General features: G+C 36.1%; 8 protein-coding genes and 1 CRISPR repeat array. Of the genes, 7 read left to right on the top strand and 1 reads right to left on the bottom strand.

The genetic code is table 11. From position 1 onward, the window contains the following. Positions 1-29 precede the first annotated feature (29 nt). The 7 genes from KG732_RS09135 to cas2 all read left to right on the top strand — a co-directional run bounded on the left by KG732_RS09135 (position 30) and on the right by cas2 (position 8,880). Positions 30-236, top strand: a complete 207-nt coding sequence (locus KG732_RS09135) for a hypothetical protein (protein ID WP_213523214.1) — start codon at positions 30-32, stop codon at positions 234-236. A 134-nt stretch (positions 237-370) separates the two neighbouring features. Beyond that, positions 371-1,960 carry a YdiU family protein gene (locus KG732_RS09130; protein ID WP_213522763.1) on the top strand — a complete coding sequence of 530 codons (1,590 nt, stop codon included), beginning with the start codon at positions 371-373 and terminating at the stop codon, positions 1,958-1,960. A gap of 169 nt (positions 1,961-2,129) precedes the next feature. Next, positions 2,130-2,780, top strand: a complete 651-nt coding sequence (locus KG732_RS09125) for a GNAT family N-acetyltransferase (protein WP_292891173.1) — start codon at positions 2,130-2,132, stop codon at positions 2,778-2,780. A gap of 40 nt (positions 2,781-2,820) precedes the next feature. Continuing rightward, positions 2,821-3,009, top strand: a complete 189-nt coding sequence (locus KG732_RS09120) for a hypothetical protein (RefSeq protein WP_213522762.1) — start codon at positions 2,821-2,823, stop codon at positions 3,007-3,009. A gap of 399 nt (positions 3,010-3,408) precedes the next feature. Continuing rightward, on the top strand, positions 3,409-7,602 hold the full coding sequence (cas9, locus tag KG732_RS09115) for a type II CRISPR RNA-guided endonuclease Cas9 (protein WP_213522760.1): 4,194 nt from the start codon (positions 3,409-3,411) through the stop codon (positions 7,600-7,602). Between the two features lie 6 nt (positions 7,603-7,608). After that, positions 7,609-8,523: a type II CRISPR-associated endonuclease Cas1 gene (cas1, locus tag KG732_RS09110; RefSeq protein WP_213522758.1), complete on the top strand. Its 915-nt coding sequence runs from the start codon at positions 7,609-7,611 to the stop codon at positions 8,521-8,523. Between the two features lie 15 nt (positions 8,524-8,538). Further along, positions 8,539-8,880 carry a CRISPR-associated endonuclease Cas2 gene (cas2, locus tag KG732_RS09105; RefSeq protein WP_300980407.1) on the top strand — a complete coding sequence of 114 codons (342 nt, stop codon included), beginning with the start codon at positions 8,539-8,541 and terminating at the stop codon, positions 8,878-8,880. Positions 8,881-9,185: 305 nt separating this feature from the next. Further along, positions 9,186-13,709: direct repeats of the CRISPR family, unit length 46 nt; unit sequence ACTGTGAATTATCCTGTAAAGATAATGCCTGAAAGCAATTCACAAC. 500 nt (positions 13,710-14,209) lie between these two features. Here the strand turns inward: cas2 and KG732_RS09100 are convergent. Continuing rightward, positions 14,210-15,211 carry a PorP/SprF family type IX secretion system membrane protein gene (locus KG732_RS09100; RefSeq protein ID WP_213522756.1) on the bottom strand — a complete coding sequence of 334 codons (1,002 nt, stop codon included), beginning with the start codon at positions 15,209-15,211 and terminating at the stop codon, positions 14,210-14,212. Positions 15,212-15,216 lie beyond the last annotated feature (5 nt).

The following is a 15,216-nucleotide window of genomic DNA, read 5'->3' as shown; positions in this document are numbered from 1 at the left end:
ATTTTTATACAAAGGTAAGACCTACCACGTTGAAGTGGATATACTTTATATTTGTGCTTTATCTAATGATTATGGCCAAGCAAGGGAAAGAAAAAAATCTCAGAAACAAGAATAAGCATACCGAGCTTATCGAGCGCATTAAAAACAAAAAACGTACCAAAAAAGAACTGCGTACCGAGCGTCTAAAAGCGATTACTAAGGCTGCACAAGAAGCCGCCAAAAAAGAAAATTCCTGATCGAAAAAAGAAAATAAAGCAACTGATCTGTTTTTAAGACAGCTATTTAATCGTAAAAGAAAGTGGGTCTTGATAAACGTTCCCCTCGCTCCCTAAAATTGTTAAGACTCCCTATCATTCCCTACCTTTGCAACATGCGCAACCTACAGATTGATAATAGCTTTACCAATTCCTTACCTAAAGATCCCATAACGGAAAATTACACCCGACAGGTAGCACATGTAGCGTTTTCAACAGCGCTACCACTAAAATTCCCTAAGAGTAGTTTGATACATGTTTCCAAGCTCGCAAAAGAACTAGGTTTTACCAAAGAAGAGATAGAGTCCGATGAGTTTTTACTACTCTTTACGGGCCAGCACCTGTACCCAAACACAGAATCTTATGCAATGGCTTATGCCGGACATCAATTTGGCAATTGGGCTGGACAGTTAGGCGATGGCCGCGCGATCAATTTGTTTGAGACCTTGCAAGATGGCAACCGCTGGGCTTTTCAATTAAAAGGCGCTGGTCCAACGCCCTATTCGCGCCGTGGTGATGGCCTAGCGGTCTTGCGATCCAGTATCAGAGAACATTTGTGCAGTGAAGCCATGCATCATTTAGGCATTCCTACCACTCGATCCCTATCCCTGGCATTAAGTGGCGAAGAAGTATTGCGAGATATCATGTACGAAGGCCATCCCGCTTTTGAAAAAGGAGCTATCGTCTGTCGGGTAGCCCCTAGCTTTATACGATTTGGTAATTTTGAGTTGGCTGCCGCTCAAGGCGATAACGAACTTCTCAAACAACTTGCCGATTATACCATTGCCAGCTTTTTTACAGACATCAAAACCAGTGGTGCCGCAGCTTATATACAATTCTTTCAAGAAGTAACAGATCGCACCTTAGCAATGATCATGCATTGGCAGCGAGTAGGCTTTGTACATGGAGTGATGAATACCGATAACATGTCCATTCTAGGACTGACTATAGATTATGGACCTTATGGGTGGTTAGAGCCTTACGACCACGGCTGGACTCCTAATACCACCGATGGACAACATAAAAGGTACCGCTATGGTGCACAACCTGAAATTGGGCTATGGAATTTACTTCAACTGGCCAATGCCCTTTTTCCATTGATAGAAGATGCGCCGGCTCTTCAAAGAATTCTAGATAGTTATACAACCGCTTATCAAGTACAGTATTTAGATACCATGATGAATAAGATCGGTATCTATTACACTCATAAAGACGACCGTGATTTGATACAAAAACTAGAAGAAAACCTGCACCTTCACGAGACTGACATGACTATTTTTTATAGGGAATTGAGTAAAATTGATGCAACAACAGCCGTAAAAGACGCTTTTAAAATCATTTCAGCGTCATTTTACACCAATACTGCTCTAAACGAAAAGCATAAAAATACTTGGTTAGAATGGTTAGAAAGCTATATTTCAAGGCTAGAATTTGATTTAAAACAAACTGATCATGACGACTTCGCTTTCGCGAAAGCGAGAATAGAAAAAATGAACAAAACCAATCCTAAATACGTTTTGAGAAACTACATCTCACAGCTGGTTATCGATGCGGCTGACCAAGGTGATGATGAATTACTTGGAGAGGTATATGAAATGCTACAACACCCTTATGACGAGCAGCCCGAATTTGAAAAATGGTATGCTTTACGACCAGAATGGGCGCGATCTAAAGTAGGTTGTAGTATGTTGAGTTGTAGTAGTTAAAAGGTACACAAGTCTCGATGCTCCCATTATAGATGTTGCCCAATATATCACGAACACAATCTTTTTTTAAGTCACAAGAACCATACACCTTATCTATGGGCTGGTCATTAGAGAGTTGGAGCGTTAACAAGTTTTAGTCTGTCTATTGTCTATCAGATAAATATTATATTTGAGGTATTCACTAACCAAAAACGATGTCCATTTACCTTACCTACCCCAACCAAATAATACTGTAAATTTGAGAAAAGCAACTTATCTAGACAAGAAGCTCGTATCTGAAATACTGGTTTCTGCCTTTTTACCATTGAAAGGAGAAAACTCTATAAATCTTGTGGTAAAACAAGATCGAAAAAGAACAGAGCGCATGCAGGTGCTAATGGAGTACTTATTTGAAAGAGCCTTACTTTTTGGAGAAGTTTATATATCAGATAATGACCAAGCATGTATCTTATTGAAATTCCCTCACCTAGAAAAAATCACTTTTAGAACCATCATTCTAGACCTTAAAATGGCCTTTACATGTATAGGTATAGAACGTATTTTTGGTGTGATAAAAAGGCAGCACATAGCACATAAAAACTATCCTAAAGAAGAACATATAAGACCGGTTATACTTGGGGTTAAAAGGGAATCTGACGGTAAGGGGACTGCTGTCCGTTTAATGATAAAACTCAGAAATAAATATAAGAACAACACGCTACCCGTCATCATAGATGCGGCATCCATAAACAATGCTCAAATGTATCAGAAATTTGGGTTTAGGCTTATTAAAAAAGAAGAAACTCTTGGTTTTCCTATTTACTTTTTAAGGCTCAATTAGTACTTGGCTGCAATGGTTAAAAGTTTATTTAGAGCGACTGGTGTTTGATGTGCAGCAAACTGATGATGACGACTCCGCTTTCGCGAAAGCGAGAATAGAAAAAAGGAGCAAGACTACAAAATACGTCTTGAGAACCTACAATCTCACAGCTGTTAGAGATAAGGCTGACCAAGGTGTTTATAAATTACTTCAACACCCATACGACGAGCAGCCAAAATTTGAAAAATGATATGCCTTGCGACCAGAACGGGCGCGCTCTTATGTAGGTTGTAGTATATAGAGCTTTAGCGGTTAAAAAGTCCGTTAAGTCTAGGGTCTCCTTTTATTCATGTTGCACAACTGTTTTGCCTTGATTCAAATTCATGATTTATTAAAAAAGACCTATTTTGTTCACAACTTTTTGTTGGTCCACATTAATTAGTAGGGCCAGCATGATCAAAACTATCAACAAAAAAAACGATGCACCATGGGTGCACCGCTTTAAATGTTTTCACAACGGAATAATCCTTATTGTGAATTGCTTTCAGATTGTAAAGGTAAGAATAATTTTATTAAAGAATATAAAGGGAAACCGTAAGAGTTCTCTTTTTATTGTTAGTACATTTAATGCTTCTTATTAAAATGAACTATGAAAAAAATATTAGGACTGGATTTAGGCACAACGAGTATAGGATGGGCATTGATTGAAGAAGCTGAAAATAGAGAAAACTCAAAAATTATTAAGCTTGGCGTAAGAGTCAATCCTCTGTCGGTAGATGAAAAAATCAACTTTGAAGGAGGAAAACCTATTTCAACTAATGCTGATAGAACCTTGAAAAGAGGAGCTCGAAGAAATCTAGATCGCTTTCAGCTACGCAGAGATAATTTAATAGGAATATTAAAAGATCATAGTTTTATAAAGAATGACACTGCCTTGACTGAAATAGGCAAGAATACAACTCATCAAACCTTGTTTTTAAGAGCTAAAGCAGCTAGAGAAAAAATAGCCTTAGAAGATCTCTCAAAAGTGCTTCTTGCCATCAATAAAAAACGTGGCTATAAAAGTAGCCGAAAAACAAAAGAGGAAAGTGATGGTGTTGCGGTAGATGGAATGGCGGTAGCAAAAATATTATATGAAGATGAACTTACGCCAGGTGAATACACTTTTAGTTTATTAAAAAATAAGAAAAAACATATTCCTGATTTTTATCCTTCAGATTTAAAAAGTGAGTTTACAGCGATTTGGAAAAATCAAAAACTGTATTACCCTGAGTTACTTACTGAAGACCTTTTCCTAGAACTACAAGATAAAAATAAAGGTCAGACATGGACTATTTGTTCCAAACCTTTTGGAATAGAAGGTAAATACTTGAAAGGTTCTAAAGACGAACAGCGTTTACTAAAGTACCAATTTAGAAAAGATGGGCTTAAGGAACAGCTGGATCTAGAACAACTTGCCATTGCGCTACAGGAAATTAACAATGATATTAACGGCACAAGCGGCTATCTAGGTAAAATTAGTGATCGTAGCAAAATCTTGTATACTGATAAAATTACTGTAGGCGAATACATGTTTGATCAAATCAAAAAAGATCCTCATACTCCACTTAAAAACCAAGTCTTTTATAGACAAGATTACCTTGACGAATTTGAGCTCATTTGGAATACTCAAGCTGCGTTTTACCAACAGCTTTCTGAAGAATTAAAGTCAGAAATCAGGGATGTCGTTATCTTTTATCAAAGACCCCTTAAATCACAAAAAGGACTGTTAAGCCATTGTATATTTGAGAGTTGGGAACAGGAATATTATGATCAGATTAAAGAAAAAACTAGAAAAAGGACCGTAGGTCATCGAGTAATTCCTAAATCTTCACCGCTTTTCCAACAATTTAAAATCTGGCAAAACATCAATGACCTTGAGTTCAAGTATATCGGGAAAAATATTGATGAATTAAAAAAAGAAGATCTCATTATTGATAAAAAGTTAGTTACATTAAAAATAGATCAAGAAGACAGAGAACTTTTGTTTAACGAAGCAAATTCAAAAGCAAACTCAAAAGGCAAAATAAGCACAACAGAAGTATTAAAACTACTAGGGCTTTCTTCAAAGGACTGGAAATGTAATTTCGAGGAGGGCATTAATGCAAACACAACCAATCAAAAGCTACTCGATGTTTATCAAACCATTGCTACTAGAGAGGGTTATGGCCACGACTGGAGCAAAAAAACTTCAAGAGAGATTTGGGAAGAACTACAAGTTGTATTTAACGATATAGGAATAGATAACGCCATATTAGGTTTTGACCCTTTAATAGAAGGAAATGAATACAGCAGTCAGAAGAATCTAGAGTTATGGCACCTACTCTACTCTGCAGGAGATGGTGGCAAAGTACAGGAAGATGATCGACTCATTTATGGAAATCAAGATGTAGCATTAAGAAAGAAACTACATCTTAAATATGGCTTTAAGCCAGAATATGCCAAAATGTTAAGCAATATTTCCTTTCCCAACGATTATGGAAGTCTTTCTTCTAGAGCTATTCGGAAGATAATGCCACATCTTATGGAAGGTCATGATTATTATGAGGCTTGTGATTTAGCAGGTTACAACCATTCCAGCAGCTTAAATAAGGAAGAAAACGACAATAGAATATTAGCAGACAAACTAGAACTAATAAGTAAAAACAGCCTACGTAACCCTGTGGTAGAGAAAATTCTTAATCAAGTAGTAAATCTAGTTAATCAGGTTATCGATACCTATGGAAAACCCGACGAGATACGCATAGAACTTGCGCGCGAACTCAAAAAGTCAACAGAAGAGCGTAAGAGGATGACCCAGTACATCAACACTGCAACAAAACTAAATCAAGACATTGCCAAAACTATTCAGAAAGATTTTGGGTTTACACCTACAAAAAATGATGTAGTTAAGTATAAACTTTGGGAAGAACTCTCTTCAAGAGGCTATAAATCACTTTTTTCTGACACTTATATTTCAAAGGAAGATTTATTCAGTAAAAAAATTGACATAGAGCATATTATTCCCAAAGCCCTGGTCTATGACGATTCCTTTTCAAATAAAACACTGGCATACCGCGAGGTTAATTTAAAAAAAGCTAACCGCACTGCCATGGACTTTATAAGTCAAGATAAAAGTAAGGATATCGAAGTTTATAAGGAAAGGGTTGAAGCCCTCTATAATAAAGGAAAGGGCGCTATTACTAAGGCTAAACGAGATAAACTGCTCAAGGCTGCTGGAGATATTAATGAAGGTTTTATAGAACGTGACCTTAGAAACAGCCAGTATATAGCAAAAAAATCTAGAACACTTTTAGAAAAAGTTTGCAAAACCGTTACCCCTACCACAGGTATGATTACTGATAAATTACGAGAGGAATGGGGAATTATCAATGTGTTAAAAGAACTTAATCTAGATAAGTACAGAGCATTGGGTCTTGTAGAAATGGAGCAACGCAAGCATGGCAAGGAGGTAGAGAAAATACAAGATTGGACCAAAAGAAATGACCACCGCCATCACGCGATGGACGCTCTTGCTGTGGCGTTTACCACGGTTAGTCATATTCAATACATCAATAATCTTAACGCTAGAAAAAACAAGCTTCATGAAAAACACAAGCTTATATTAGGAATAGAAAATAAGATTACCAAGCTGGTCGTAAATAAAAATGGTAAAAACAAAAGGATCTATATAAAACCCTTCCCTAACTTTAGAAGCCAAGCAAAAACCAACTTAGAAGAAATACTCATTTCCTTTAAGGCGAAAAACAAAGTCGTTACAAAGAATATTAACAAAACAAAAAAAGAAGGTGGTTACAACAGGAAGATATCTCTTACTCCTAGAGGTCAGTTGCATAAGGAAACTATATACGGTAAATCTTTGACTCCAGAAGTCAAGACCACTAAACTTAATAAAAAATTTGCTTTCGCTAAAGCGGAACAAATTATTGATCAAAAACAAAAAATTCTAGTCTTGGAGTATTTAAAAAAATACAAGGATAATCCTGAGATAGCATTTGATGGCAAGACCTTTAATGAAGACCCCCTATTATGGCATAACAAACCGCTAACAGACGTTCTTTGCTATAAAGAAATTTATACCATAAGAAAAGATGTTGCACCCGATTTAAAAATTGACAAAGTTGTAGATAACGGCACAAAAGAAATACTGAGAAAGAGGTTAAAAGAATATGGTGACAATGCTAAAGAAGCTTTTTCAAACCTTGAAAAAAATCCTATTTGGCAAAATGAAGAAAGAGGTATTGCTATAAAAAAAGTGACTATCACAGGAGTCACAAATGCAGAGCCTTTGCATACAGCTAAAGATCACTTAGGTAATGATTTAATAGGTGAAAACAGTATCAAAATACCTGCGGACTATGTGAGTTTAGGAAATAATCATCATGTAGCTATATATAAAGATCGTAAGGATAAGTTACAGGAAAAAGTAGTTTCCCTATATGAAGCGGTTATCAGGTCCAATCAAGGTCTCCCTATAATTGATAAAACTTACCAACAAGAAGAGGGTTTGGAGTTTCTATTTACCATGAAACAAAACGAGATGTTTGTTTTCCCAAGTGAAGAATTTGATCCTAAGGAAATTGATTTAATGGATGATAAAAATAGAAAATTGATAAGTGCAAATTTATTTAGAGTTCAAAAAATGGGAAGTAAAGATTATTGGTTTAGACATCACTATGAAACAGAAGTAACAAATAATATCGATTTTGCGTACAAGAGGATACAAACCGCTAATCATTTATCTGATATTAAAAAAGTGAGATTAAACCATATTGGCAAAATTGTTCATATAGGAGAGTATTAAAATAAAATGATAAAACGCACCCTATTCTTTGGTAATCCAGCGTATCTCAGTACTAAAAACGACCAACTGGTCGTTTCTTTTCCCGATGAAAGTCGGGAACAAAAAACCATCCCTATTGAAGATCTAGGGTATATTGTGTTGGAACATCCTCAAATCACGATAACCACAGGATTGATTAGAAAACTGGTAGATAATAAAACCGCTGTGGTCACTTGTAATGCGCAGCATTTACCTACTGGTTTTCTACAACCTTTGCAAGGGCATAGCGAGCAAACGGAGCGTTACCGGCATCAATTAAATGCCAGCGTACCGCTTAAAAAGAACCTATGGCAGCAAACAGTAACAGCTAAAATTGAAAACCAAGCACTACATTTTAAAAAACTAGGAAAAAATCCATTGCGACTAGAACGTTATGCCAAAGAAGTGAAAACGGCTGATCATGATAACCAAGAAGCCCTAGCTGCTGCGTTTTATTTTCAAAATTTATTTGAGCTTCCTGAATTTAGCAGAAACCAGAAAGGAGTCGCACCCAATGGCTTATTGAATTATGGTTATGCGATTTTAAGAGCCGTTACCGCAAGAGCTTTGATCTCTAGCGGCTTGTTACCCAGTATAGGAATCTTTCATTCAAATAAATACAATGCTTTTACTCTAGCAGATGATATTATGGAACCTTACCGCCCATTTGTAGACCACATCATTTGGGAAATGGTACAACGTGGGGCTGACATAGAAGAAGTTTCTACAGATCTCAAAGCGCAATTATTAATGATTCCTGCCATAGATGTTTTTATAGATGGGAGAAACAGTCCATTAATGAACGCCATGAGCCGCACTACCAATTCCCTTTGGGAATGTTTTTATGGCAGCAGCCGCAAGATTAAATATCCAGAATTTCAAGGAAATTTTTTGAATATGTAAAAAAAATGAAACAACATGAATCATCTGGAAACGCTCAATCAATATCGATCTATGTGGGTACTCGTATTTTTTGATCTTCCTACAGAAACCCGACTCGAACGCAAAGCTGCTAGTGGTTTTAGAAAACGACTGCTAGACGATGGTTTTAATATGTTTCAGTTCTCTATTTACCTACGCTTCTGCCCTAGCCGAGAAAACAGCACCGTCCATATTAAGCGAACTAAAAACAACTTACCTAAAAAAGGAAAGGTATGCATCATGCAAATTACCGATAAGCAATTTGGTATGATGGAGTTATTTCATGGTAAAAAGGAAATAGAAAAAGAAACAGGAGAGCAGCAATTAGAATTATTCTAGAACTACAAAATGTCAGTTCGAGCAGAGTTGAGAATGATTTAAAGTCATTAAAAACCTTTCCTAAGAACATCTATCAAACACAGAGAACCAAAGCGATATGACCTGCGGGTTTCCATAAAGATACGACTGAGCGTCCATAAAAGCTGCTGCAAAGGTTTTAGAGAGAGGTTGTGCGATGGCTGCAATTACTATTTAGGATCTCAAAAACGAACAACAATCCTACGTCTACATTTAAAAAACAACCTCTTTTACCTTTTCTAGGTAGCTGTATAAAACACAGATACCCAGCAATATATACTGGGTATACTGTGAATTATCCTGTAAAGATAATGCCTGAAAGCAATTCACAACTAGATTCTTTAAGCACTCTTACGATTCTATACTGTGAATTATCCTGTAAAGATAATGCCTGAAAGCAATTCACAACAACTACTAGGAAGGGATCAGGACTTTGTAGACTGTGAATTATCCTGTAAAGATAATGCCTGAAAGCAATTCACAACAGTAAAGGATTTAGACATTAAAGAGCATGTACTGTGAATTATCCTGTAAAGATAATGCCTGAAAGCAATTCACAACTCGTCTTTTCCCTTGTCGAGTTCTGTTTCTACTGTGAATTATCCTGTAAAGATAATGCCTGAAAGCAATTCACAACAAACTCGCCAAACCTCCAGTTTTGAAATACACTGTGAATTATCCTGTAAAGATAATGCCTGAAAGCAATTCACAACACATCTGCATGGTTTAAAAACAACTTAACGACTGTGAATTATCCTGTAAAGATAATGCCTGAAAGCAATTCACAACCGGCTTGCCTATCTGATTTGGATAAAGTAGACTGTGAATTATCCTGTAAAGATAATGCCTGAAAGCAATTCACAACAGTGCAACGCTGCCAATTCAAAGCGTAGCGACTGTGAATTATCCTGTAAAGATAATGCCTGAAAGCAATTCACAACAGGCTTTCTATTATTTGTATTTAAAAAACTACTGTGAATTATCCTGTAAAGATAATGCCTGAAAGCAATTCACAACAGGTAAGAACCAACCCCCTACCATGTTGACACTGTGAATTATCCTGTAAAGATAATGCCTGAAAGCAATTCACAACAAGGTCGTCGCCGTTCCCATCGTTAGGTTCACTGTGAATTATCCTGTAAAGATAATGCCTGAAAGCAATTCACAACACGAGAATTTCTATAAATGTTTATAAAATCACTGTGAATTATCCTGTAAAGATAATGCCTGAAAGCAATTCACAACTTTCAACAAGAGCTTCTTGCTTTGCAAGTTACTGTGAATTATCCTGTAAAGATAATGCCTGAAAGCAATTCACAACCGATCTTACCTTGCTCCTACTGGAATGTATACTGTGAATTATCCTGTAAAGATAATGCCTGAAAGCAATTCACAACGCGTGTCGCCGTTACTTGTGATGTCTACGACTGTGAATTATCCTGTAAAGATAATGCCTGAAAGCAATTCACAACACTTCGGGGTACATTCACGAAGATCAAAAACTGTGAATTATCCTGTAAAGATAATGCCTGAAAGCAATTCACAACAAATACTCTACGTGTTCTTTGTCCCCTTTTACTGTGAATTATCCTGTAAAGATAATGCCTGAAAGCAATTCACAACTCAAGGTAAGTAGTATGTATATAATTAGTAACTGTGAATTATCCTGTAAAGATAATGCCTGAAAGCAATTCACAACTAAAACATCGCTAAAGCCTTTTATCCATCGACTGTGAATTATCCTGTAAAGATAATGCCTGAAAGCAATTCACAACTCTTACGGTGTTATCCATATTGGTAAGCACACTGTGAATTATCCTGTAAAGATAATGCCTGAAAGCAATTCACAACTCATCTTTGCCTTTGTCAAGCTCTGTTTCTACTGTGAATTATCCTGTAAAGATAATGCCTGAAAGCAATTCACAACTAGATTGGGCTTTAATACCGAAAGCACATAACTGTGAATTATCCTGTAAAGATAATGCCTGAAAGCAATTCACAACCATTCACGAAGACCAAAATGCAACTATTGAACTGTGAATTATCCTGTAAAGATAATGCCTGAAAGCAATTCACAACATGGACAGTAAACTTAAACGGATACTAAAAACTGTGAATTATCCTGTAAAGATAATGCCTGAAAGCAATTCACAACGGCTCTGGCTTAGATTACGCTAACTTTCAAACTGTGAATTATCCTGTAAAGATAATGCCTGAAAGCAATTCACAACTAAATTGTACGGTAAACATATGTTTTATTCACTGTGAATTATCCTGTAAAGATAATGCCTGAAAGCAATTCACAACAAGGAGTGGATATACAAAACATAAACTTAAACTGTGAATTATCCTGTAAAGATAATGCCTGAAAGCAATTCACAACACACTCCGTTTAGTTATAAAAGTAAGAAGCACTGTGAATTATCCTGTAAAGATAATGCCTGAAAGCAATTCACAACTAACGAAACCGTTTGAGCGTGCATTCAAAGACTGTGAATTATCCTGTAAAGATAATGCCTGAAAGCAATTCACAACTATAACCACCCTCAAAAGTTGGAATAATTGACTGTGAATTATCCTGTAAAGATAATGCCTGAAAGCAATTCACAACTTATCTTGCCATGCCCTTTCAAAACTAGTAACTGTGAATTATCCTGTAAAGATAATGCCTGAAAGCAATTCACAACTGATGGTGTATCAATAGGATTTAACATTCACTGTGAATTATCCTGTAAAGATAATGCCTGAAAGCAATTCACAACTATATTAATATTAGAAGTTGGTGCAAGATTACTGTGAATTATCCTGTAAAGATAATGCCTGAAAGCAATTCACAACTAAATAAAGTAAGCGGAAGCAAGATACTATACTGTGAATTATCCTGTAAAGATAATGCCTGAAAGCAATTCACAACTTCTTTAAAAGAATCTTTTGAACTGGCTTACTGTGAATTATCCTGTAAAGATAATGCCTGAAAGCAATTCACAACTATAGTTTTTCGTTAGTAGTGCATGAAGACACTGTGAATTATCCTGTAAAGATAATGCCTGAAAGCAATTCACAACAACAGTCACCGTCGAAGCTAGGTGAAATTTACTGTGAATTATCCTGTAAAGATAATGCCTGAAAGCAATTCACAACTATTGCAAGCTCTTGCTCTGGAATGCGAGACTGTGAATTATCCTGTAAAGATAATGCCTGAAAGCAATTCACAACAGTAATAGGACACCACGAACAAGGCAAGGGACTGTGAATTATCCTGTAAAGATAATGCCTGAAAGCAATTCACAACTAGCGTGCAATCTCAGATTTCTAATATGAAACTGTGAATTATCCTGTAAAGATAATGCCTGAAAGCAATTCACAACTGCCGCAAGGTAAGCCCCACAACTTGGGCAACTGTGAATTATCCTGTAAAGATAATGCCTGAAAGCAATTCACAACTAAAACCTCATCTGTGTGAGCATCGATAAAACTGTGAATTATCCTGTAAAGATAATGCCTGAAAGCAATTCACAACTATTTGAACCATAGAGAGACAGTCAAAGAAACTGTGAATTATCCTGTAAAGATAATGCCTGAAAGCAATTCACAACAGAAGTCAGATATACAATATTACTACGACAACTGTGAATTATCCTGTAAAGATAATGCCTGAAAGCAATTCACAACTATCCCAGCCCATTTAGTAACCTTTGCTATACTGTGAATTATCCTGTAAAGATAATGCCTGAAAGCAATTCACAACAAAGACTGCTGCGTAATTAGTGGATTGTCTACTGTGAATTATCCTGTAAAGATAATGCCTGAAAGCAATTCACAACTAGCATATTGCGATATGGCAAAGTCGAAGGACTGTGAATTATCCTGTAAAGATAATGCCTGAAAGCAATTCACAACTGTATGGGTAATGGGGAATGTTACACGCAAACTGTGAATTATCCTGTAAAGATAATGCCTGAAAGCAATTCACAACTAAGCTTCTATAATCTCATCGGGTAAATCACTGTGAATTATCCTGTAAAGATAATGCCTGAAAGCAATTCACAACATAATGCTTATTGGTTAAAAAATTCTTTTGACTGTGAATTATCCTGTAAAGATAATGCCTGAAAGCAATTCACAACGCCGTAGTAACGCATCAAATCATCTGGAAGACTGTGAATTATCCTGTAAAGATAATGCCTGAAAGCAATTCACAACCGCTATCTTGTACGTTGTACTGCCCCATTAACTGTGAATTATCCTGTAAAGATAATGCCTGAAAGCAATTCACAACTAAAGCCCAATCCGTATCAATGAAGTAACTACTGTGAATTATCTTGTAAAGATAATGCCTGAAAGCAATTCACAACTGATAATTATGACGAATTAAAGCGCAGATAACTGTGAATTATCCTGTAAAGATAATGCCTGAAAGCAATTCACAACTAACTTAATAAACTGGACTTTTAACATTTAACTGTGAATTATCCTGTAAAGATAATGCCTGAAAGCAATTCACAACAGTAGTCGGAGTATTAGGAGGAGTTGCTGCACTGTGAATTATCCTGTAAAGATAATGCCTGAAAGCAATTCACAACACATTCTTTAAGGCTGAAAAGGAAAGTGTTACTGTGAATTATCCTGTAAAGATAATGCCTGAAAGCAATTCACAACACAAATGGACTAACTGGCAAAAGAATTGGAACTGTGAATTATCCTGTAAAGATAATGCCTGAAAGCAATTCACAACAGGGATTGAATTTGTCCAAGACAAAACAAGACTGTGAATTATCCTGTAAAGATAATGCCTGAAAGCAATTCACAACAAAATACACATCTCTAATTACTTTAAAGTAACTGTGAATTATCCTGTAAAGATAATGCCTGAAAGCAATTCACAACTAAACTCCAATCAGTATCAATGAAGTAACTACTGTGAATTATCCTGTAAAGATAATGCCTGAAAGCAATTCACAACTAAATGAATAAACTGGACTTTTAACATTTACTGTGAATTATCCTGTAAAGATAATGCCTGAAAGCAATTCACAACCGCTCTTACCTTGCTCCTACTGGAATGTATACTGTGAATTATCCTGTAAAGATAATGCCTGAAAGCAATTCACAACAAAAACTCCAATCTTTAGCATAATTACCATACTGTGAATTATCCTGTAAAGATAATGCCTGAAAGCAATTCACAACTCCCTAGTATATTCATACCAATCACCATTAACTGTGAATTATCCTATAAAGATAATGCCTTACGACCAAAATGGGCGCGCTCTAAACTATGCTGTAGTTGTTAATTGTAGGATAGATTTTACTAAATTCTTTGGTATAAAGGACATCCGAAGCATCTGGCGTTTTGATCTACAGTAAAAATAACCGACAACTCGTAAATACCGCCTGTACGACCTAATTCCGATACATTGACATCGTAAGAAATACCAAATTTAAAATTCTCGTACTGAAGCCCTCCTAATAAATTAACTGAAGTAATTAAATGTGAATTGGAAGTATTGCGATTAGGATTAGTCGCCATTATAGTTCCAAAATAAAATAAATCAACTATGAATAAAGAACCGAAATCAAACCTATTGTAATCGCCTTGCTGCATATAATTTGCGGTGATCATTAATTTTGTAGAATACGGTAAGAATGTTAAATCTAAATAATCTGCTAGTTTAAATTCATAACCTGCAGTAATAGCAGCCAAAGAATTAAGAGGTAAATTACCTCCAGGTGCAAGAGAAATATTAGGCTTATTCAAATGTTTGAGAGAAGCTCCTATCCAAAAATCTTCGTTATTAAATAGCAGCGATGCACTGACGTCTAAATAAGAAACCTGATCATTAGGATTTAAATTATCTATAGAAATTGGATTGATGGTTTCATTAGTCAAGTCGATCTGATCTTCTAAAATAAGGTTATTGAAATTAAATGACTTGAACCCATAACCAACTTCAATACCTGGTCGAAAATCCCACTCGTCTGTCAACTTTACTTTATAGGCATAGGCCAGGTTGAGCTGCGTGAGACTGAAGTTGGTAAAACGTTCTCGCTGACTCAATACATTTACGCCCACTCCACTATTCATGGAAGGAACCCAAGTATTAAAATTGGCGTAGTCACTATCTACCCTAAAATTAAGGTCAGGCCATTGGGTTCTATGCAACACCCCAGCTTTGGTTGTTTCTTGAAATCCAGTAAACCCTGGATTTAATGTTTCAGGGAATAGGTAATACTGAGTAAATATGGGATCTTGAGCATCTACAGTGGGTACAAAACCTAAAATACAAACAGAAATAATTAGTATACTTCTCATTATGT

Source organism: Nonlabens sp., assembly GCF_018401815.1.
Taxonomy (GTDB): domain Bacteria; phylum Bacteroidota; class Bacteroidia; order Flavobacteriales; family Flavobacteriaceae; genus Nonlabens.
Note: the sequence above shows the minus strand (reverse complement) of the source record. Positions and strands in the feature narration are given on the sequence as shown.

Excerpts from the sequence above, each read along its gene's own strand:
- KG732_RS09130 (WP_213522763.1), top strand. The coding sequence starts at position 371 with ATGCGCAACCTACAGATTGATAATAGCTTTACCAATTCCTTACCTAAA.
- cas9 (WP_213522760.1), top strand. The coding sequence starts at position 3,409 with ATGAAAAAAATATTAGGACTGGATTTAGGCACAACGAGTATAGGATGG.
- cas1 (WP_213522758.1), top strand. The coding sequence starts at position 7,609 with ATGATAAAACGCACCCTATTCTTTGGTAATCCAGCGTATCTCAGTACT.
- cas2 (WP_300980407.1), top strand. The coding sequence starts at position 8,539 with ATGAATCATCTGGAAACGCTCAATCAATATCGATCTATGTGGGTACTC.
- KG732_RS09100 (WP_213522756.1), bottom strand. The coding sequence starts at position 15,211 with ATGAGAAGTATACTAATTATTTCTGTTTGTATTTTAGGTTTTGTACCC.